Raw genomic sequence first — 19,439 nt, 5'->3', positions numbered from 1 at the left:
GCATCGTTCGATCCTTCCGTTGTCATCCGGTTCTGCCGCGCCTGGCCGCAAGTGCCCCTATCCTGAAGACTTCAGCGACTTGCGCAACCGAGCTCACAGCAGCGGTTCCGCATCCCCATCATCGAACGATGCAAGCTCCGTCGCCGCATGCATGTCGCCGCGCTGAATGAACGCGCGCGGGCTCGCGCCGAACGCGCGCCGGAACATCGCGGAGAACGCGCTCTGGCTCTGGTAGCCGAGTTCGCGCGCGATGTGCGACAGCGGCCGCCCCTGATTCAGGAGCGGAATCGCGCGCGCGAGCAGAGCCTGCTGGCGCCATTGCGAAAAGCTCACGCCGAGCTCCTGCTTGAACAGCCGCGCGATCGTCCGCGTGCTCGCGCCGACGCGCGCCGCCCAGTGCTCGAGCGATTCGCCCTGCGCCGGATGCGCGAGCACCGCTTCGCACAGCGCGCGCAGCCGCTTTTCGGTCGGCATCGGCACCGCGAGCGGCAACGGCTCGGCGCGCGTGAGTTCGTCGAGCACGAGCTCGGCCAGCAGCCGCTCGCGCGAGCGGTTGAGCGAGCGCGCCTCGAGCGCGACGATCAGCTCGCGCAGCAATCCCGACACCTCGACGACCCGGCACGCGTCGAGCCCGTCCGGCACCGCCGATTCGTCGACGTACAGCGTGCGCAGATACGCGTCCTCGACAATCACGACTTCGTGCGGAATTCGCGGCGGCACCCAGATCGCGCGCGACGGCGGCACCATCCACGTCGAACCGGCCGTCGCGAGCCGCAGCACGCCACGCGACGCGTACGCGAGCTGCGCCCACGCGTGCGTGTGCTGCGGCACGCGCACGCCGGCCGCGATCGCGCGGGCGCGCACGCGCATCGGATGCGAGCGCGTCGGCGCGAATTCCGACGGAACGTCGATCGTGGCGGCGGGCGGCGGCGCCAAAAGGGGAACGGACGGGCTCATCGATGATCGAAGACGGGGCGGATGGTGCGTCCGGCTATTGTAGGGCGAGCCTTCTACCCGCCGCAGCGGGAATTTTCTTCGCCGATAATGCCGGATCGACACCCTACGACTATCCAGGAGACTTCGACATGATGTTCGCCACCACCGACCTTTGCGACGCGAACGAAGACCGCCTCGCGGCCGGCACGCTGCGCGTGCTCGAGTCCGTGTTCCGCTCGTTCGGCGGTGTGCGGCGCTTCGCGGGGCCGGCCGCGACGCTCAAGCTGTTCGAGGACAACACGCTCGTGCGCGCGGCGCTCGAGCAGGGCGGCGCGGGGCGCGTGCTCGTCGTCGACGGCGGCGGCAGCCTGCGCTGCGCGCTCGTCGGCGGCAACCTCGGCAAGCTCGCCGAGAAGAACGGCTGGGCCGGCATCGTCGTGAACGGCTGCGTACGCGACTTGGACGAGCTCGCCGAATGTCGCGCGGGCGTGCTCGCGCTCGCCGCGCATCCGCGCAAGAGCGACAAGCGCGGCGCCGGCGTGAGCGACGTGCCCGTCGACGTGCGCGGCACGCGCATCGTGCCGGGCGACTGGATCTACGCGGACGCCGACGGCGTCCTCGTCAGCGACGACGCGCTGCTCGAGTGACACGGCGGCGTGCCGGTTGGATGGCGCGACTGAAACAAGGAAGGAAGATGCGATGCGCTACGTATTCTGCTACGGGACCCTGAGAGCGGGCGAGATCAACGACATCGGCCGTGCGGCGGCGACGCACGGCATCGCCGCGCCGATGCTCGTCGGCGCCGTGGCGGTGACGGGGCGGCTGTACGACTTCGGCAACTATCCGGGGATGGTCGCCGACGGCGGCCGCGATCTTGTCTGGGGCGACGTCTACGCGATCGACGAGCGGCTCGTGCCGGTGCTCGACGAGATCGAGGAGGTCTATCCGGGCATCGAGGGGCTGTTCTTGCAGCAGCAGGCATCGGTCGAGCTCGGCGGGCGCCGGTACGATTGCCTGTATTACCCGGTCGGCGCGCATTCGGTTGCGGGCAAGCCGCGGATCGAGTCGGGCGACTGGGTGCAGTATCGCCGCGCGCGCGTCGCGTGACGCCTCGCGGCGGCGCTCGAAGCCTTGACGAACCGTGCCAAGAGGCTGACGCTCGGGCGTCCAAAGGCTGCGGAACAAAAATGGATACCCGTGTCCGATGCGGAACGCGGAACGCCATACCGTCATCGCCTACGGCGGCCTGAAGCCGAGCCCGCGTGCAAGGGCGCGTCGTTCAGCCGGCCGATCCGCGAGCGGCAGGTGGCGCATCGACCCCGCCTGCCGCCCGCGTCGTTCAGATCTCCTCGTAGAGCGGCAGCGTCAGGAACTCGGTGAAGTTCTCCGACGTCGACATCTGCTCGAAGATCGCCGCGGCGCGAACGTACGGCGCCGTGTCGCCACCGACGACCTGCTTCACGTTCTCGAGCTCGACCTTCGCGTACTCGCGCACGAGCTCGGCCGTGACCTTGCGGCCGTCGTCGAGCGTGCCCTTCGGCGAGCGGATCCACTGCCACACCTGCGAGCGCGAGATCTCGGCCGTCGCCGCGTCTTCCATCAGGTTGTGGATCGGCACGCAACCGTTGCCCGCGAGCCACGAGCCGAGGTAGTGGATGCCGACGTTGATGTTGTTGCGCAGGCCGGTTTCGGTGATCGGCGCTTCCGGCTGGAAGTCGAGCAGGTTCTTGCCTTCGATCTGCACGTCGTCGCGCTGTTTGCCGATCTGGTTCGGCTTGTCGCCGAGCACCTTGACGAACTCCTCCATCGCGAGCGGCACGAGCCCCGGGTGCGCGACCCAGCCGCCGTCGTAGCCGTCGCCGGCGTCGCGCGCCTTGTCCGCGCGCACGCCCGCCATCGCGCGGTCGTTCGCCTCCGGATCGTTCTTGATCGGAATCAGCGCGCTCATCCCGCCGATCGCGGGCGCGTTGCGCTTGTGGCAGGTCTTCAGCAGCAGGAGCGCGTAGGCGCGCATGAACGGCACCGTCATCGTGATCTTCGCGCGATCGGCGAGGCAGAAGTCGCGGTCGTTCTTGAACTTCTTGATCGCCGAGAAGATGTAGTCCCAGCGGCCCGCGTTCAGGCCCGAGCTGTGCTCGCGCAGCTCGTGGAGGATCTCGTCCATCTCGAACGCGGCGAGGATCGTCTCGATCAGCACGGTCGCGCGGATCGTGCCGCGCGGGATGCCTACCGCTTCCTGCGCGACGACGAAAATGTCGTTCCAGAGGCGCGCCTCGAGATGGCTCTCCATCTTCGGCAGGTAGAAGTACGGGCCGGAGCCGCGCGCGATCAGCTCCTTCGCGTTGTGGAACAGGAAGAGGGCGAAGTCGAAGACGCCGCCCGACACGCGCTGGCCGTCGACCGTCACGTGCTTCTCGTCGAGGTGCCAGCCGCGCGGGCGCACGATCAGCGTCGCGATCTTGTCGTTGAGCTTGTACGACTTGCCGTTCTGCTCGAGCGAGATCGTGCGGCGCACGGCGTCCTTCAGGTTGATCTGGCCGTCGATCTGGTTGGCCCAGCTCGGCGCGTTCGAATCCTCGAAGTCCGTCATGTACGAATCCGCGCCCGAGTTCAGCGCGTTGATGATCATCTTGCGCTCGACGGGGCCCGTGATCTCGACGCGGCGGCACTGCAGGTCCGCGGGCAGCGGAGCAACCTTCCAGTCGCCTTCGCGAATCGATTTCGTCTCGGCGAGGAAGTCGGGGCGCTCGCCGGCGTCGAGGCGCTTCGTGCGCTCGGCGCGCGCCGCGAGCAATTCGCGGCGGCGCGGCTCGAACTGGCGATGCAGCTTCGCGACGAGTTCGAGCGCCTCGGGTGTGAGGATCGCTTCGTAACCGGGCTTGATCTCGCCCGTGATCGCCATGCCTTGCGGCAGCTTCAGCGTCGTGGTCATCGGTTTTCTCCTTGGTCGGTCAGTGACTGAGTGATGCAAATGCGTGAATCTGGTCCGCGCCGCGTCAGGCGGGCGCCGGGCGCGTGCGGCCGGCCGCTTTCGCGGCGGCGGGCGGCGCGTCGAGAAAGGCGAGCAGCTCGGCCATCCCGGCGCCCATGCCCGAGGGCGCTGCGCCGAGCTCCTCGAGCGGCGCGCCCGTGCGGTTCAGCCAGAAGGTCCGGTAGCCGAACCAGCCGGCGCCCGCGACGTCCCAGCCGTTCGACGACACGAACGCGATGTCGGTCGCGGCCGCATCGAACGCCGCCGTGCCGAGCGCATACGCGGCGGGCGACGGTTTGTACGCGCGAACCGCGTCGACGGACAGCACGCGATCGAAGAGGCCGCTCATCCCGGCGCTCTTGACCGCGATGTCGAGCATCTGCGGATTGCCGTTCGACAGGATCGCGAGCTTCGGCGGCGCGCTGCGCGCGCGTAATGCGCGCAGCGTCGGCACCGTGTCCGGATACGTCGACAGGCACGCGTATTCGTCCATCAGCCGCTTCTCGGCCGCGGCGGGCAGCGCGAGGCCGAGCGCGCGCGCGGCAAAGCGCAGCCCGTCGAGCGTCAGGTCCCAGAACGGCCGATAGCGCGCGCCCGCCGGATCGGCGAGCGTGCGCAGTTGCGAGTATTCGATCTGTTTGCGCCGCCAGAGCTGCGACAGCGCCTCGCCGCGCCCCGGAAACATCTGCTCGGCCGCGGCGACGACCGCGTGCACGTCGAACAGCGTGCCGTACGCGTCGAAAAGAATCGCCTTCGGGAAGGCGGGCGGGGTGCCGGGCATGATGTCGCGCTCCACGATCAGAGGTCGAAATCGATTCTATTAGTGATGGCATGAACTAAAAAAGACAGTAATCATCACTTGATCTTTTACTTTTTGATATCTAATCTGGAGCGACTTCGGGTTTGACGGGGCGGCCGGTTCGCGCCGCCCGCATACGGGATGGATCGCTTCAAACAGATCGAAACGTTCGCCGCGGTCGTGGCGAAGGGCAGTCTGTCGGCGGCCGCGCACGCGGAAGGGGTCGCGCCCGCGATCATCGGCCGCCGGCTCGATGCGCTCGAGGAGCGGCTCGGCGTGAAGCTGCTTGTGCGCACGACACGCAAGCTCACGTTGACGTTCGAAGGCTCGGCGTTCCTCGAGGACTGCCATCGGATCATCCACGACATGCAGAACGCCGAAGCGAGCGTGTCCGCGGGCGGCGTGAAGGCGAGCGGGCACTTGCGGGTGTCGGCGCCCGCGGGCTTCGGCCGGCGTCACGTCGCGCCGCTCGTGCCCGCGTTCACGGGCGCGCATCCGGACGTGTCGGTCACGCTTGATCTGTCCGACCGGATGGTCGATCTCGTCAACGAGGGGTTCGATTGCGCGGTGCGGCTGGGCGAGCTGCCCGATTCGTCGCTCGTGTCGCTGAAGCTCGGCGAGAACCGGCGCGTGTGCGTCGCGTCGCCTGAGTATCTCGCGCGCGCGGGCACGCCCGAGACGCTCGCCGATCTCGCGCGCCACCACTGCCTCGCGCTCGCGGCGAACGCGAACCAGCAGCGCGGCTGGACGTTCGTCGACGACGGCGAGGTGGCGTCGATCCGCGTGTCCGGCACGATGGAATGCTCCGATGGCGCGGTGCTGCATGAATGGTGCCTCGAAGGCCACGGCCTGGCGTGGCGCTCGTGGTGGGAAGTCGGCGCGGACATTGCGGCGGGCCGGCTCGTCAGCGTGCTCGACGCGTTCGCCGCGCCGCCGATCGGCATTCACGCGGTGTTTCCGCAACGCCGACACCTGCCGCTCAGGGTCCGGCTCTTTCTCGATTTTCTGAAGCACACATACGAGCGTCCAGGCTACTGGGGATGACGCCCGCACGGCGGCGGCGCTCGCCTTCGCCGCGCGCGCGCCGTCCTTGCGCATCGTTTCGGCGCGCGGTGCTTGCGCCGAATACGTACCCGAATTCGCACCCGATTGCGCGCGTTTCCGATATGAGGGCGAACCCTCTAGCGGGTTCGGCGGCGCGGATTCGCGCACTACAATCGAATCACCCAGCGTCCGCGCGGGCTGCCCGGCATCGGCTGCCCGCCGCGGGTACGCCCGCGTCCGGACGCGCCGCAGTTGCCGACGGAGGTCGCCATGTTCAAGCACATCCTGGTTCCGACCGACGGGTCCGAACTGTCGAAGAAAGCGATCGACGGCGCGATCGATCTCGCGCAGGCGGTGGGCGCGCGCGTGACCGCCTACGCGTGCCTGCCGCAATATCCATACTCTCCGTTTTCCGAGGTCGTGATCGAGCCGCCCGCCGATTTTCGCGAGCGCAGCGAGCGCGAGGCGCGCGCGCATCTGGACGAGGTCGAGGCGGCCGCGCGGCGCGCGGGCGTGGCGTGCGAGTCGGCGACGAGCGTGCACCCGTCGCCGTATCTCGGCATTATCGAGGCCGCGGAGCGGGGCGGCTGCGATGTGATCTTCATGGCGTCGCACGGCAGGCGCGGGCTCGGCAGCCTGTTGATCGGCAGCGAGACGCAACGCGTGCTGACCCATACGAAGATTCCTGTGATCGTCTATCGATAGCGGGCCGCACGCAGCCGGACGATCGGCGGCAATGCGTCGCGCAAAAAATAGGCGCGCCGGGCAGGGGCCGGCGCGCTCGAATGTCCGCGGCGTCGAAAGACGCTGCGCGCCCTGGGCAGGCATGGCGCAACCATGCGCGCGGCGGGCGGGTTCTCCCTGATAGGGTCTTGTCTTTTGCCGGGGCGCGCGCCGCGACGGCTCGTGGCCGCGCGCGGCGCGCCTGCGCCTGTCGGCGCTCAGGCGACTTTCTGGCCGTCGAAGAATTGTTCGTCTTCGGTCGAGCCGTGCAGCGCGGTCGTCGACGCTTCGCGCTCGACCGTCTGCGTCACCGCGTCGAAGTAGCCCGTGCCGACTTCGCGCTGGTGCTTGACCGCGGTGAAGCCCTTGTCGGCCGCCGCGAACTCGGCCTGCTGCAGTTCGACGAACGCGCTCATCTGCGTGCGGGCGTAGCCGTGCGCGAGGTTGAACATCGAGTAGTTCAGCGCGTGGAAGCCGGCGAGCGTGATGAACTGGAACTTGTAGCCCATCGCGCCGAGTTCCTTCTGGAACTTCGCGATCGTCGCGTCGTCGAGGTTCTTCTTCCAGTTGAACGACGGCGAGCAGTTGTACGACAGCAGCTTGCCCGGGAACTGCTTGTGGATCGCTTCCGCGAACTTCTTCGCGTACTCGAGATCCGGCTTGCCCGTTTCGCACCAGATCAGGTCGGCATACGGCGCGTACGCGAGACCGCGCGAGATCGCCTGCTCGAGGCCCGGCTTCGTGCGGAAGAAGCCTTCGACCGTGCGCTCGCCCGTCAGGAACGGCTTGTCGTTGTCGTCGATGTCGGACGTGATCAGGTCGGCCGCTTCGGCGTCGGTACGGGCGACGAGCACGGTCGGCGTGCCCATCACGTCGGCCGCGAGACGCGCGGCCGTCAGCTTCGCGACCGCCTCGCGGGTCGGCACGAGCACCTTGCCGCCCATGTGGCCGCACTTCTTGACCGATGCGAGCTGATCTTCGAAGTGAACGCCCGACGCGCCCGCCTCGATCATCGCCTTCATCAGCTCGAACGCGTTCAGCACGCCGCCGAAGCCGGCTTCCGCGTCAGCGACGATCGGCGCGAAGAAGTCGACATAGCCTTCGTCGCCCGGGTTCTTGCCTTCCGACCACTGGATCTGGTCGGCGCGCGTCAGCGTGTTGTTGATGCGCTTGACGACGAGCGGCACCGAGTTCGCCGGATACAGCGACTGATCCGGGTACATTTCGCCTGCGACGTTCGCGTCGCCCGCGACTTGCCAGCCCGACAGATAGATCGCCTTGAGGCCGGCCTTTACCTGCTGCATCGCCTGGTTGCCCGTCAGCGCGCCGAGCGCGTTGACGAACGGCTCGTTGTTGACGAGCGTCCAGAGCTTTTCCGCGCCGCGCTTCGCGAGCGTGTGCTCTTGCTGGACCGAGCCGCGCAGGCGCACGACGTCTTCAGCCGTGAACGCGCGCTTGATGCCCTTCCAGCGCGGATTGGTTTCCCATTGCTTTTGCAGTTCCTGAACCTGTTGTTGACGCGACATGATGCGTACTCCTTGAGTGGTCGTTGCCTGAAGAGAAGAAATCCTTGACTTTGCGAAGCGGGCGGCGCGGTTTGGATCAAGCGGTTCCCTTCGTTAAGTCTTGTATAAGAGTCTAGGCAAATCGACTGCGTCGAGACAGGGGCTTTTTCACAAAGATATAAAAAAATTATTCCATAAAAATCAAATGCTTGCTGCGTTAATTTCTTATTGCGGAATGTGGTTTCCCATGCTGCAACGGTCTTGGTTGTGCCACGCAGCATGACTTTTTACGACGCAAAAGATTTTTTCGCATCGTGAAATCTCGGGCGCAAACAAAAACCGGCGCGAATGCGCCGGTTTTCGAGGGGGGAAGGCGGACACGTCCGCGCCGCGAACGTGTCCGCCGATGGCCGCTTACGCGGCCGAGTTGCCGCGTCGCGGGCCGCCGCGCTGGCCGTCGCCGCGGCGCGCGCCGTAGCCTTCGCGGTTGCCGCTGCCCGGCTTGCCGCTCCAGCCGCCCGAGCGGCCGCCGCCCGGCTTGCCGCCGAACCGGCGGCCGCCATTGCCGTTGCCGCCCGGACGGCCGCGGCCGTTGCCGCGATCGTTGCGCGGCGGCGGCGCCTTGCGCGGCTCGAAGCCTTCGACGACGTTCACGGGCAGCGGCGCGCGCACGAAGCGCTCGATGCGCTTGAGCGCGCCTTGCTCCGCATGATGCACGAGGCTCACCGCGGTGCCCGAGCGGCCCGCGCGGCCCGTGCGGCCGATCCGGTGCACGTAGTCCTCGGCGAACTTCGGCAGGTCGTAGTTGAACACGTGCGTGATGCCGGGGATGTCGATCCCGCGCGCGGCGACGTCGGTCGCGACGAGCACGCGCACGCGGCGCTCGCGCAGCGCGCGGATCGTGCGGTTGCGGGCGCCCTGCGGCAGATCGCCGTGCAGCGCGGCCGACTGGAAGCCGGCATCGGCGAGGCGGCCGGCGAGCTGGTCGGCGTCGATCTTCGTCGCGGTGAAGATGATCGCCTGGTCGAGCGCGACGTCGCGCAGCAGGTGGTCGAGCAGGCGATCCTTGTGATCGCGGTCGTCGACGTAGTGCACGGTCTGCGCGATGTTCGAGCGCGATTCGATCTTCTGCGTGATCTCGATGCGCTCCGGATCCTTCAGCAGGCGGTTCGTGAGCGAGCCGATCTTGCCGTCGAGCGTCGCCGAGAACAGCATCGTCTGGCGCGACGCGGGCGTCGCGGCGACGATCGTGTCGATGTCGTCGATGAAGCCCATGTCGAGCATGCGGTCGGCTTCGTCGAGCACGAGCATCTTCAGTTCGGACAAATCGATGCGGCCGCGCTCGAGGTGGTCGAGCAGGCGCCCCGGCGTCGCGACGAGGATCTCGGGGTTCTTCGCGAGCAGCATCAGTTGCTGGCCGTACGCGACGCCGCCGAGGATGCTGACCGTGCGCAGACGGCGCAGGTGCTTGCCGTACGTCGACGCGGCCGTCGTCACCTGCATCGCGAGCTCGCGCGTCGGCGTGAGGACGAGCAGGCCCGGGCGCGCGACGGGTTGCGGGCGGCGGCCGCGGCGCTCGCCAGGCTGTCCTTCGCGCGGCGCGCGCGGCTGCAGCGCCTGCGTCTTTTGCAACTGCGCGAAGCGCTCGATCGCGGGCAGCATGAACGCGGCCGTCTTGCCCGAGCCCGTCGGGCTCGACACGAGCAGGTCGCGGCCTGCGATGCCGGCCGGGATCGCGCGCTGCTGGACGGGCGTCGGTTTCACGTAGCCGGCCGCCTGCAGCGCGGAGACGATCTCCGGCGACAGGCCGAGCGACGCGAACGTCGGTTCGTCCGGCGCGGCGTCGCCGAGGTCGCTCGTGGCAGGCTGCGCGGCGGCGGGCAGGCCGAGCGCCTCGTCGGCGATTGCGTTGAGCGGGCTGAGGGAATTGCTCGAAGTCATGTCAATCCTTGAAACACAGTGGGTCGAACGCCGCGCCAATCGCGCATACCCAAGTCGACGGATTCATCGAGCAAATCGGGAAACGTGGCGATTGTCCGCATGTCGACGACGTGCGGACAACAATTTCGTTAGAAGCTGTTTTTGGGTGCGGCGCGCATCAGGTGCGCATGCCGCCAGCCTGAGACTTGACAGCCCGCAAGGGGCCACGCAGGAAGGGACAGGTTCTAAACTGGATTGGAGCGAAACGCTATGGAACGCTGGCGAAGAGGGCTGCCGACCTTGGCAGGCAGAGCCGCCCGTCGCGAAGCGCAGCCCGCATTATACCGTTTTTTGCTGCGCCGCGCCACCGTCGATTTCGCACGCCGCGGGTGCGTTGCGGGCGATAGGCCGGCCGACGCGCGCGCCTTCAGGACGCGGTGCCGTTCTTCAGCGATTCGACGAGCTCGACGTATTGCTTCTTCGCATCGTCCTGCGACGTGCCCTTCAGCGCTTCCCACGCGTCGTACTTGTACTTGCCGACGATGTCGGTGAAGCCCGGCTTGTCGCCGTGCGCGTCGCCGTCGGTCGCCTGCTTGAAGAGCGCGTAGAGGCGCAGCAGCGTCAGGTTGCCGGGGCGCTCGGTCAACTGCTTCACGTCGACCTGCGCTTGCTCGAATTGGGCGGTGATGTCGCTCATGGGTGTCTCCGTAAGGGTTTCCAGGCTGGCTTTTCCAGGCCGACGATCTTAGCAAGCGGGGGCGGACGGCGGGTCGAGCGTTCCTTCCAAACCGATTCGCGCACGACAAGCGCGCACGAATCGGGCCCGATCGCCCGTGCGGGCGGGGCGCCGCATTACAATGTCGGCCATGACGCAAACAGTGCTCCTTGCCATCGATACGTCGACCGAGTTCTGCTCGGTCGCGCTTCTCGTCGCGGCCGGTCCGACCGCCGACGCCGCTTCCATCCGAACCTGGGTTCGCCACGAGCGCACGGGCGCCGTGTCGAGCACGCGCGTGCTGCCCGCCGTGCGCGAGGTGCTCGACGAAGCGGACCTCGCGTTCGCCGACTGCGACGCAGTCGCGTTCGGCGCGGGCCCCGGCTCGTTCACCGGGCTGCGCACCGCGACGGGCGTCGCGCAAGGGCTCGCGTTCGGCCGCGCGCTGCCCGTCGTGCCGGTCGGCACGCTCGTCGCGTGCGCGGAGGCCGCGCGCCTGAACGCGGGCGCCGCCGCGGGCCGCGCAATGCGCGTGCTCGCCGCGCTCGATGCGCGGATGGACGAGGTCTACTGGGCCGATTACGCGTGGGACGACGCGGCGGGCGATTGGCGCGAGCTCGCGCCGGCGTCGCTCGCGGCGCCCGCCGACGTGCAGGTGCCCGATACGCCGTTCGTGCTCGCCGGCAACGCGGCTGCCGCGTTCGGCGCTCGCTTGCCCGCCTTCGCGCGCGCGCAGGCGATCGATGCGGGCGCGCTGCCGCACGCGCTGCCGGTCGCGCACGTCGCGCTGCGCGCATATCGCGCGGGGCGTGTCGTGCCGGCCGATCGCGCGGCGCCCGAGTACGTGCGCGACAAGGTCGCGCAGACCACCGCCGAGCGGCTCGCTGCGCGCGCGGGCGGGGACGGGCGATGAGCGGCGTGCTGATGACCGACCGCTATCTGGCGCCGATGACGGATGCCGATCTCGACGAGGTCGTCGAGATCGAGCGCGCCGCGTACGAATTCCCGTGGTCGCGCGGCAATTTCGAGGATTCGCTGCGCAACGGCTATTTCGGCGTCTGCATGCGGCACGTGACGGGCGTGCTCGTCGGCTATTGCGTGCTGATGCCCGTCGTCGACGAGATGCATCTGCTGAATCTGTGCGTCGCGCCCGCCGCGCAGCGCGCGGGCGTCGGGCTCGCGCTGCTGCGAGAGGCGGTGCGGATCGCGCGCGCCGAGCGGCTCGACGGCGTGCTGCTCGAAGTGCGGCCGTCGAATCCGCGTGCGATCCGGCTGTACGAGCGCTTCGGCTTCGTGTCGGTCGGGCGGCGCAGGAACTACTATCCGGCGAAGCACCGGAGCCGGGAGGACGCAATCGTGATGCGTCTCGCATTGACGAAGGAGGGAGGCGCGCATGGCATTGGCTGAAGCGGCGCTCGAAGAGCTGGGGCTCGCGCCCGTGTGGGTGCGGCGCGGCATCGCGCGCGCCGGGGACGTGAACGAGGATGCAACGGGCGCGGCGCGGGAAGCCGCCGCCGCGGCGGTTGCGCAAGGGGCTCAGCCCGTGGCGTTGGATGCGTCGCGCGAGCCGGCGCATCGAAGCTCGCGCGACGGCGGGCAGGACGGGGCGCGTGGCGGCGTCGCGGATTCCGCGGCATTCGCGCGCGACGCGGCGGACCCGGCGCGCGCGTCGACGGCGCCCGCGCCGGCCGCGCGAACCGGCGGCGACGCCGGCGCGGCGGAACCCGACGAAGACATGTCGTGGTTCGATCTCGAGCCGGTGCGCGAGCCCGCGCTGCCGGATGTCGCCGCGAAGCCCGCCGCCGTCACCGCCGGCGCCGAGCCGTCCGTCGCCGAACTCGGCTGGGACGCGCTGCGCGCGCGCGTTGCCGACTGCGAGCGCTGCCGCCTCTGCGAGAAGCGCACGAACACGGTGTTCGGCGTCGGCGACGAGAGCGCCGACTGGATGCTCGTCGGCGAGGCGCCCGGCGAGAACGAGGACAAGCAGGGCGAGCCGTTCGTCGGCCAGGCGGGCAAGCTGCTCGACAACATGCTGCGCGCGCTCGCGCTCAAGCGCGGCGAGAACGTCTACATCGCGAACGTGATCAAGTGCCGGCCGCCCGGCAACCGCAATCCCGAACCCGACGAGGTCGCGCGTTGCGAGCCGTATCTGCAGCGCCAGGTCGCGCTCGTGAAGCCGAAGCTGATCGTCGCGCTCGGCCGCTTCGCCGCGCAGACGCTCCTGAAGACCGACGCGAGCATTGCTTCGATGCGCGGGCGCGTGCACCGGTACGAAGGCGTGCCCGTGATCGTCACGTACCATCCGGCGTATCTGTTGCGCAGCCTGCAGGACAAGGCGAAGGCCTGGTCCGATCTGTGCCTCGCGAACGATACCTACCGGAACGCCGCGCCCGCCGCCGATCCGCAATGAGTGCCGCGGCGTCGCCCGTGCCGCTTCGCGCGCTGCGCGACGCGGCCGTGCGCGACCTCGCGTGGCTGCTGTCGAGCGCGAGCCTGCTCGCGCCGTCGGCGGGGGCGCCGCTCGCTCAGCCCTGGGCGAGCGTTGCCGACGCGGCGCGAACGGCCGCCTGGCTCGCCGCACTCGACGCGCAGCCCGAGCCGCTGCACGACGCGCTCGCGCACGCGCGGCCGGTTCGGCTTGGCCGCTACGCCGAGTGCCTGCTCGGTTTTTTCGCCGAGCATGCGCCGTCGCTGCGGCTCGTCGCCGCGAATCTGCCGCTGAGGCTCAACGGCCGCACGCTCGGCGAATGCGATTTCCTGATCGAAACCGCGCGCGGCGAGCGCCTGCACTGGGAACTCGCGGTCAAGTGCTATCTGTGCGTCGCGACGTCGGGCGCCGCGTCGCTCGCCGATTTCGTCGGCCCGAATCTCGCCGACCGCTTCGATCTCAAGCGCGCGAAGCTCGTCGATCATCAACTGCTGCTCACGGCCCGCGACGAGTTCGCGTCGCTCGGCCACGCGGGGCCGTGGCGCGCGCAGATGCTCGTGAAGGGATGGCTGTTTCATCGCGCGGGCGACGACGCGAATGCGGGCGGCGCGATCGCCGATCCGCCGGAAGTCGACGCCGATCATCCGCGCGGCTTCTGGATCACGCGCGAAGCGTGGCCGGCGTTCGCGCCCGCCGCGCGGCAGGACGCCGCGTGGATCGTGCTGCCGCGCCTCGCGTGGCTCGCGCCGCGCGCGATCGGCGATGCGGACGTGGCCTGCGGGCGCTGCACGCTGCTCGCGCCGCAGGCCGTGCTCGACGAGGTCGCGCGACTACCGGGGCCGTCGCTCGTCGCCGCGCTCGCGCGCGACGCCGACGCGGTGTGGCGCGAAACCGCGCGCGGCTTCATCGTGCCCGACGATTGGCCGCAGCGTGCGATCGCGTTCGCCGCGCGCTGATCGGTGTCGATGCGCATCGGTTCGCGCCGATGCGCGCACCCGCGCGGCTTCCATTCGCGTACGCCTCGTTCGCTCGCTAAGCGGACGCCGCGACGCATCGCGCCAGAAACGTGTCTTGGAGGCCGACGGGGCTTGCCGCCTGTTCGACGCGGATGCCGCCGCGTTCGATGCGCGGCTCGCGCAGTCGGATGCGGCTCGTGTGGCGCGACGTGTCGACGCACGACGCGAGCGAGCGATTCGCGCGCGATATCCGCGGCGTCGGCGCACGCTGTCGCCGCCGGCAGCGTGTGACGATGCCGACGAGACACGAAGCGCGTCAAACGGCGCCACGAGTCCGGGCGGCGAACGCGAACGTCAAGGCGAAACAGAAACAGAAGCCGAAGCCGGGCGACCCGCGCCGGCGCTTGCCCGCCGGCTCACCACCATCGATAGAAGTGATGCACGGGCCCGACGCCGTGTCCGACGTCGAGCCGCCCGCTCGCGCCGATCGCGCCCGTCAGATAGATCTTCGCATCGGCGATCGCGTCCGCGAGCGTCGCCCGCTGCGGCAGCAGCGCGGCGATCGCCGACGACAGCGTGCACCCGGTGCCGTGCGTGTTCGCGACCGGCAGCCGCGCGCCCGCGAAGCGCTGCGCGCCGCGCGCATCGATCAGCCAGTCCGGGCTTTCGCGCTCGGCGCCGAGATGGCCGCCTTTCATCAGCACCGCCTTCGCGCCGCGCGCGACGAGCGCTTCGCCCTGGCGCACCATGTCCTCCTCGGTCGTCGCGGCCGCGACGCCGAGCAACTCGGCCGCCTCCGGCAGATTCGGCGTGACGAGATCGGCGAGCGGCAGCAATTCGTTGCGCAGCGCGTCGACCGCGTCGGGCGCGAGCAGCGCGTGCGTGCTTTTCGAGATCATCACCGTGTCGAGCACGACGTGGCGCGGTGCGTAGCGCGCGAGCGCCGCCCCGACCGCGCGCACGATCGACGCGTTCGCGAGCATGCCGATCTTCACCGCGTCGATGCGGATGTCGTCGAACACCGCATCGAGCTGCGCGGTCACGAAGCCCGCATCGGGCGCATGCACGCCCGTCACGCCGCGCGTGTTCTGCGCGGTGAGCGCGGTGATCACGCTCGCGCCGTATGCGCCGAGCGCGGAGAACGTCTTCAGGTCGGCCTGGATGCCGGCGCCGCCGCCGGAGTCGGAGCCGGCGATCGTCAGCACGTTGGGAATCGGTCGGGTCATGGCGGCGAGGCGGGAAAGGTTGCGGCTCAAGGGCAAGGGTGCGCAGGAGGCGATGTGCCGCTTGGCCGACGGTGGCGCGCGCTGCGGTTCAGTGCTTCGATTCGCCGATCAGCGCGACCGAATCGAAGCGGCGCTGATTCGCGACATGCAGCCGCATCACGAGCCACATCGTCAGGCACACGAACGTGCCGAACAGCACGATCACGACGCCGACCGGCACGTCGAGCCACACGAGCGCCGCGTACACGCAGAGCATCACGAGCACCGACAGGTTTTCGTTGAAGTTCTGCACGGCGATCGAATGACCGGCCGACAGCAGCACGTGGCCGCGATGCTGGAGCAGCGCATTCATCGGGACGACGAAGAAGCCGGACAGCGCGCCGACGAACATCAGGAACACGTACGCGACGAGCAGATAGAGGGGCAGGTGCAGGCGCCCGATGTGCAGCGCCCAGTGCGCGGGGAACAGCTCGCGCGAGTAGAACGCCATCAGCATCACCGCGATGCCCATCACGATGCCGACGGGCAGCACGGTGAGCGACTTGCGCAGCGGAATCCGGCTCGCGGCGATCATCGCGCCCGCCGCGACGCCGAGCGCGACCACCGCCTGCAGGATCGCGCCTTCGGACAGCGACATGCCGAGCGACACTTCCGCCCACTTGAGCACGATGAACTGCAGCGTCGCGCCCGCGCCCCAGAAGAGCGTCGTGACGGCGAGCGAGATCTGGCCGAGCTTGTCGCGCCAGAGCGCCACGAAACAGTTGGCGAAATCGGTGACGAGCTTGAGCGGGCCGTGCTGCTGCTTCGGGTAGCGCGCGCCCGTGTCGGGAATGCGCAGGTTGAAGAGCGCGGCCGTGACGTAGATCGCCATGATGACGAGCATCGCGGCCTCGGCGGGCGTGTTGATCGACGGCGGCGTGTACGCGATCACGTGCGACGCGATCTTCGGGCTGATGAGCGCGCCGCCGAGCACCGTGCCGAGGATGATCGAGCCCACCGTCGTGCCCTCGATCCAGCCGTTCGCGGCGACGAGCCGCTCGGGAGGCAGCAGTTCGGTCAGGATGCCGTACTTCGCGGGCGAATACGCGGCCGCGCCGAAGCCGACGATCCCGTAAGCGACGAGCGGATGCGCGCCGACCAGCATGATGAGGCAGCCGACCACCTTGATCGAGTTGGTGATGAACATCACGTGCCCTTTCGGGCGCGAATCGGCGAATGCGCCGACGAAGGCGGCGAGCACCACGTACGACAGGACGAAGAACAGCTTCAGGAGCGGTATCATCCAGTTCGGCGCGTGGAGGTCTTTGAGCAGGGCGATCGCGGCGATGAGAAGAGCGCTGTCGGCCAACGACGAGAAAAACTGCGCGGCCATGATGGAGTAAAAACCTTTTTTCATCTGAAGCGATGCGTTCCTCGCGGCTCGGCCGCGCGGGCCGTGCAATCGGACTTATTCCGTTCGAAATGGGTTGTGCGCACGGCTTTATATCATGAAAATACGTCAATTCGGACTAGCATGATCCCCCGATCGTTCCGCGCGTTTCCCGCGTCGCGCCCAAAAGGCGCGATAAGCTGATGATTCGCAAGCGTCTTTACTGAAATTTCCTATGCCGCGCCCGATTTCCGCCACGATCCACACCGCTGCCCTCGCGAACAACCTCACCGTCGTGCGCCGCCACGCCGCCCAGTCGAAAGTCTGGGCGATCGTCAAGGCGAACGCGTACGGGCATGGTCTCGCACGGGTCTTTCCCGGGCTGCGCGGCACCGACGGCTTCGGCCTGCTCGATCTCGACGAGGCGGTGAAGCTGCGCGAGCTCGGCTGGGCGGGGCCGATCCTGCTGCTCGAAGGCTTCTTTCGGTCGACCGACCTCGACGTGATCGACCGCTACAGCCTGACGACCGCGGTGCACAACGACGAGCAGATGCGCATGCTCGAGACGGCGCGGCTGTCGAAGCCCGTCAACGTCCAACTGAAGATGAACAGCGGAATGAACCGGCTCGGCTATGCGCCGGAGAAGTTCCGCGCCGCGTGGGAGCGCGCGCGCGCGTGCCCGGGCATCGGCCAGATCACGTTGATGACCCATTTTTCGGACGCCGACGGCGGCCGCGGCGTGGCCGAGCAGATGGCGACGTTCGAGCGCGGCGCGCAAGGTATCGCCGGCGCGCGCAGCCTCGCGAACTCGGCCGCCGTGCTCTGGCACCCGTCGGCGCACTTCGACTGGGTGCGGCCTGGCATCGTGCTGTATGGCGCGTCGCCGTCCGGGCACTCGGCGGACATCGCCGACAAGGGCCTGAAGCCCGCGATGACGCTCGCGTCCGAGCTGATCGCCGTGCAGACGCTCGCGAAAGGGCAGGCGGTGGGCTACGGCTCCGTGTTCGTCGCCGAGGAGACGATGCGCATCGGCGTGGTCGCGTGCGGCTATGCGGACGGCTATCCGCGGATCGCGCCCGAGGGCACGCCCGTCGTCGTCGACGGCGTGCGCACGCGGATCGTCGGCCGCGTGTCGATGGACATGCTGACCGTCGATCTCACGCCCGTGCCGCAGGCGGGCGTCGGCGCGCGCGTCGAGCTGTGGGGCGAGACGCTGCCGATCGACGACGTCGCCGCGCGCTGCATGACGGTCGGCTACGAGCTGATGTGCGCGGTCGCGCCGCGCGTGCCCGTGCGTGCCGAGTAAGGGCGCGCGCATGGCGAAGCAGAAGACGGTATTCGTCTGCACCGAGTGCGGCGGGCAGACGCCGAAGTGGCAGGGGCAATGCCCGTCGTGCCACGCGTGGAACACCCTCGTCGAATCGGTCGAGAGCGCGCCGTCCGCGCACCGTTTCCAGTCGCTCGCGAAGCGCGCGCCCGTGCAACGCCTCGCCGACATCGAGGCGGCCGACGTGCCGCGCTTCTCGACCGGGATCGGCGAGTTCGACCGGGTGCTGGGCGGCGGGCTCGTCGCGGGCGGCGTCGTGCTGATCGGCGGCGATCCGGGGATCGGCAAGTCGACGCTGCTGCTGCAGTCGCTCGCGCAGATCGCGAGCGAGCGGCCGGCGCTCTATATCAGCGGCGAGGAATCGGGCGCGCAGATCGCGCTGCGCGCGCAGCGGCTCGCGCTCCTCGAAGGCGGCGCGAGCGCGGCCGACCTGAAGCTCCTCGCCGAGATCCAGCTCGAGAAGATCCAGGCGACGCTCGACGCCGAGCGGCCCGACATCGCGGTCATCGACTCGATCCAGACGATCTACTCGGAAGCGTTGACGTCGGCGCCGGGCTCGGTCGCGCAAGTGCGTGAATGCGCGGCGCAATTGACGCGCATCGCGAAGCAATCGGGCACGGCGATCATCATGGTCGGCCACGTGACGAAAGAGGGCAACCTCGCGGGGCCGCGCGTGCTCGAGCACATCGTCGACACCGTGCTGTACTTCGAAGGCGACACGCATTCGTCGTTCCGGCTCGTGCGCGCGTTCAAGAACCGCTTCGGCGCGGTCAACGAGCTCGGCGTGTTCGCGATGACCGAGCGCGGCCTGCGCGGCGTCGCGAATCCGTCCGCGCTGTTCCTGTCGCAGCATACGGAGGTCGTGCCCGGCTCGTGCGTGCTCGTCACGCAGGAGGGCACGCGGCCGCTGCTCGTCGAGGTGCAGGCGCTCGTCGATACCGCGAACGTGCCGAACCCGCGCCGGCTCGCGGTCGGCCTCGAACAGAACCGGCTCGCGATGCTGCTCGCCGTGCTGCACCGGCACGCGGGCATCGCGTGCTTCGATCAGGACGTGTTCCTGAATGCCGTCGGCGGCGTGAAGATCACCGAGCCGGCTGCCGATCTTGCGGTGCTGCTCGCGATCCACTCGTCGATGCGTAACAAACCGTTGCCAAAGGGTCTGATCGTATTCGGCGAAGTCGGGCTCGCGGGCGAGATCCGGCCGTCGCCGCGCGGGCAGGAGCGCCTGCGCGAGGCGGCGAAGCTCGGCTTCACGATCGCGCTGATTCCGAAGGCGAATGCGCCGAAACAGCCGATCGACGGGCTTCGCGTGCATGCGGTCGAGCGGATCGAGCAGGCGATCGACCAGATCCGCGTGCTCGAATGAGCGCGGCGGCCGGCGGGCGCGTCCTGGTCCGCCGCCTGTCATGCGCGGATCGGGGGCGTAAAACCATGTAACGTTTTGGTACGTTGATGTAACCCTTTTGCAGCCTGTTTTTTTCTATGCTTGCCCAGGTTGTCTGCCGCATGACGCGGAAAAG

General features: G+C 68.8%; 18 protein-coding genes. 10 read left to right on the top strand and 8 right to left on the bottom strand.

What is annotated here, in order from left to right; all coding sequences use genetic code 11:
• Positions 1–93: 93 nt before the first annotated feature.
• Positions 94–957 carry an AraC family transcriptional regulator gene (locus WS92_RS22185; protein ID WP_059934568.1) on the bottom strand — a complete coding sequence of 288 codons (864 nt, stop codon included), beginning with the start codon at positions 955–957 and terminating at the stop codon, positions 94–96.
• A gap of 128 nt (positions 958–1,085) precedes the next feature.
• Here WS92_RS22185 and rraA point away from each other — a divergent pair, with 128 nt between their 5' ends.
• Both rraA and WS92_RS22175 read left to right on the top strand, forming a co-directional pair.
• On the top strand, positions 1,086–1,583 hold the full coding sequence (rraA, locus tag WS92_RS22180) for a ribonuclease E activity regulator RraA (RefSeq protein ID WP_059934569.1): 498 nt from the start codon (positions 1,086–1,088) through the stop codon (positions 1,581–1,583).
• A 52-nt stretch (positions 1,584–1,635) separates the two neighbouring features.
• The gene (locus WS92_RS22175; protein WP_015601240.1) at positions 1,636–2,043 is read left to right on the top strand and encodes a gamma-glutamylcyclotransferase family protein; all 408 of its coding nucleotides are present in this window, start codon (positions 1,636–1,638) and stop codon (positions 2,041–2,043) included.
• A gap of 232 nt (positions 2,044–2,275) precedes the next feature.
• On the opposite strand, the gene aceB is transcribed toward WS92_RS22175, so the two are convergent.
• Together aceB and WS92_RS22165 are read right to left on the bottom strand one after the other, a co-directional pair.
• A complete protein-coding gene (gene aceB / locus WS92_RS22170; protein WP_006026029.1) occupies positions 2,276–3,868 on the bottom strand; it encodes a malate synthase A in 1,593 nt (530 codons plus the stop codon).
• Positions 3,869–3,932: 64 nt separating this feature from the next.
• The gene (locus tag WS92_RS22165; protein WP_171845254.1) at positions 3,933–4,709 is read right to left on the bottom strand and encodes a haloacid dehalogenase type II; all 777 of its coding nucleotides are present in this window, start codon (positions 4,707–4,709) and stop codon (positions 3,933–3,935) included.
• A gap of 138 nt (positions 4,710–4,847) precedes the next feature.
• Between WS92_RS22165 and WS92_RS22160 the strand changes: the two genes are divergently transcribed.
• Positions 4,848–5,750 carry a LysR family transcriptional regulator gene (locus tag WS92_RS22160; protein ID WP_059934570.1) on the top strand — a complete coding sequence of 301 codons (903 nt, stop codon included), beginning with the start codon at positions 4,848–4,850 and terminating at the stop codon, positions 5,748–5,750.
• Positions 5,751–6,020: 270 nt separating this feature from the next.
• The gene (locus WS92_RS22155; protein WP_006026032.1) at positions 6,021–6,455 is read left to right on the top strand and encodes a universal stress protein; all 435 of its coding nucleotides are present in this window, start codon (positions 6,021–6,023) and stop codon (positions 6,453–6,455) included.
• Between the two features lie 236 nt (positions 6,456–6,691).
• On the opposite strand, the gene aceA is transcribed toward WS92_RS22155, so the two are convergent.
• From aceA to WS92_RS22140, 3 genes are all read right to left on the bottom strand, one after another.
• Positions 6,692–7,999 carry an isocitrate lyase gene (gene aceA, locus WS92_RS22150; RefSeq protein WP_015600508.1) on the bottom strand — a complete coding sequence of 436 codons (1,308 nt, stop codon included), beginning with the start codon at positions 7,997–7,999 and terminating at the stop codon, positions 6,692–6,694.
• Between the two features lie 393 nt (positions 8,000–8,392).
• Positions 8,393–9,919 (bottom strand): DEAD/DEAH box helicase, encoded by a 1,527-nt coding sequence (locus WS92_RS22145; RefSeq protein WP_059934571.1) that lies wholly within the window; start codon positions 9,917–9,919, stop codon positions 8,393–8,395.
• A gap of 406 nt (positions 9,920–10,325) precedes the next feature.
• A complete protein-coding gene (locus WS92_RS22140; protein ID WP_006026035.1) occupies positions 10,326–10,595 on the bottom strand; it encodes an acyl-CoA-binding protein in 270 nt (89 codons plus the stop codon).
• Positions 10,596–10,764: 169 nt separating this feature from the next.
• On the opposite strand from WS92_RS22140, the gene tsaB reads away from it, so the two are divergent.
• The 4 genes from tsaB to WS92_RS22120 are packed head-to-tail and all read left to right on the top strand — an operon-like array spanning position 10,765 to position 13,997.
• Positions 10,765–11,526 carry a tRNA (adenosine(37)-N6)-threonylcarbamoyltransferase complex dimerization subunit type 1 TsaB gene (gene tsaB / locus WS92_RS22135; RefSeq protein ID WP_171845236.1) on the top strand — a complete coding sequence of 254 codons (762 nt, stop codon included), beginning with the start codon at positions 10,765–10,767 and terminating at the stop codon, positions 11,524–11,526.
• Positions 11,523–12,020: a ribosomal protein S18-alanine N-acetyltransferase gene (rimI, locus tag WS92_RS22130; protein ID WP_006026037.1), complete on the top strand. Its 498-nt coding sequence runs from the start codon at positions 11,523–11,525 to the stop codon at positions 12,018–12,020. Before tsaB ends, rimI begins: the two co-directional genes overlap by 4 nt.
• Positions 12,007–13,023 (top strand): uracil-DNA glycosylase, encoded by a 1,017-nt coding sequence (locus WS92_RS22125; protein WP_059934573.1) that lies wholly within the window; start codon positions 12,007–12,009, stop codon positions 13,021–13,023. Before rimI ends, WS92_RS22125 begins: the two co-directional genes overlap by 14 nt.
• Positions 13,020–13,997, top strand: coding sequence for a DUF1853 family protein (locus WS92_RS22120; RefSeq protein WP_015600322.1), 978 nt, complete (start codon positions 13,020–13,022; stop codon positions 13,995–13,997). Before WS92_RS22125 ends, WS92_RS22120 begins: the two co-directional genes overlap by 4 nt.
• Positions 13,998–14,413: 416 nt before the next feature.
• Here WS92_RS22120 and thiD read toward each other — a convergent pair whose 3' ends face one another.
• Together thiD and lplT are read right to left on the bottom strand one after the other, a co-directional pair.
• On the bottom strand, positions 14,414–15,223 hold the full coding sequence (gene thiD / locus WS92_RS22115; protein ID WP_059934574.1) for a bifunctional hydroxymethylpyrimidine kinase/phosphomethylpyrimidine kinase: 810 nt from the start codon (positions 15,221–15,223) through the stop codon (positions 14,414–14,416).
• Positions 15,224–15,311: 88 nt separating this feature from the next.
• Positions 15,312–16,619 carry a lysophospholipid transporter LplT gene (gene lplT, locus WS92_RS22110; RefSeq protein WP_006026041.1) on the bottom strand — a complete coding sequence of 436 codons (1,308 nt, stop codon included), beginning with the start codon at positions 16,617–16,619 and terminating at the stop codon, positions 15,312–15,314.
• 208 nt (positions 16,620–16,827) lie between these two features.
• Between lplT and alr the strand changes: the two genes are divergently transcribed.
• Both alr and radA read left to right on the top strand, forming a co-directional pair.
• Complete coding sequence (alr, locus tag WS92_RS22105) at positions 16,828–17,898, top strand: alanine racemase (RefSeq protein WP_015601930.1); 1,071 nt, start codon at positions 16,828–16,830, stop codon at positions 17,896–17,898.
• Positions 17,899–17,908: 10 nt separating this feature from the next.
• Positions 17,909–19,285 (top strand): DNA repair protein RadA, encoded by a 1,377-nt coding sequence (radA, locus tag WS92_RS22100; protein WP_059934575.1) that lies wholly within the window; start codon positions 17,909–17,911, stop codon positions 19,283–19,285.
• The last annotated feature ends 154 nt before the right edge of the window (positions 19,286–19,439 follow it).

Source organism: Burkholderia sp. MSMB1588 (assembly GCF_001546925.1).
GTDB classification, from domain to species: Bacteria; Pseudomonadota; Gammaproteobacteria; order Burkholderiales; family Burkholderiaceae; genus Burkholderia; species Burkholderia humptydooensis.
The sequence above is the reverse complement of the archived record's forward strand: the minus strand, read 5'-3'. Positions and strand labels throughout refer to the sequence as shown.

Bases quoted from the DNA above. Each gene is read 5' to 3' on its own strand.
- alr (WP_015601930.1), top strand. From the start codon at position 16,828: ATGCCGCGCCCGATTTCCGCCACGATCCACACCGCTGCCCTCGCGAAC.
- WS92_RS22125 (WP_059934573.1), top strand. From the start codon at position 12,007: ATGGCATTGGCTGAAGCGGCGCTCGAAGAGCTGGGGCTCGCGCCCGTG.
- rimI (WP_006026037.1), top strand. From the start codon at position 11,523: ATGAGCGGCGTGCTGATGACCGACCGCTATCTGGCGCCGATGACGGAT.
- tsaB (WP_171845236.1), top strand. From the start codon at position 10,765: ATGACGCAAACAGTGCTCCTTGCCATCGATACGTCGACCGAGTTCTGC.
- WS92_RS22120 (WP_015600322.1), top strand. From the start codon at position 13,020: ATGAGTGCCGCGGCGTCGCCCGTGCCGCTTCGCGCGCTGCGCGACGCG.
- WS92_RS22175 (WP_015601240.1), top strand. From the start codon at position 1,636: ATGCGCTACGTATTCTGCTACGGGACCCTGAGAGCGGGCGAGATCAAC.
- WS92_RS22140 (WP_006026035.1), bottom strand. From the start codon at position 10,595: ATGAGCGACATCACCGCCCAATTCGAGCAAGCGCAGGTCGACGTGAAG.
- WS92_RS22160 (WP_059934570.1), top strand. From the start codon at position 4,848: ATGGATCGCTTCAAACAGATCGAAACGTTCGCCGCGGTCGTGGCGAAG.
- WS92_RS22145 (WP_059934571.1), bottom strand. From the start codon at position 9,919: ATGACTTCGAGCAATTCCCTCAGCCCGCTCAACGCAATCGCCGACGAG.
- thiD (WP_059934574.1), bottom strand. From the start codon at position 15,223: ATGACCCGACCGATTCCCAACGTGCTGACGATCGCCGGCTCCGACTCC.
- WS92_RS22155 (WP_006026032.1), top strand. From the start codon at position 6,021: ATGTTCAAGCACATCCTGGTTCCGACCGACGGGTCCGAACTGTCGAAG.
- aceA (WP_015600508.1), bottom strand. From the start codon at position 7,999: ATGTCGCGTCAACAACAGGTTCAGGAACTGCAAAAGCAATGGGAAACC.
- rraA (WP_059934569.1), top strand. From the start codon at position 1,086: ATGATGTTCGCCACCACCGACCTTTGCGACGCGAACGAAGACCGCCTC.
- lplT (WP_006026041.1), bottom strand. From the start codon at position 16,619: ATGAAAAAAGGTTTTTACTCCATCATGGCCGCGCAGTTTTTCTCGTCG.
- aceB (WP_006026029.1), bottom strand. From the start codon at position 3,868: ATGACCACGACGCTGAAGCTGCCGCAAGGCATGGCGATCACGGGCGAG.
- radA (WP_059934575.1), top strand. From the start codon at position 17,909: ATGGCGAAGCAGAAGACGGTATTCGTCTGCACCGAGTGCGGCGGGCAG.
- WS92_RS22185 (WP_059934568.1), bottom strand. From the start codon at position 957: ATGAGCCCGTCCGTTCCCCTTTTGGCGCCGCCGCCCGCCGCCACGATC.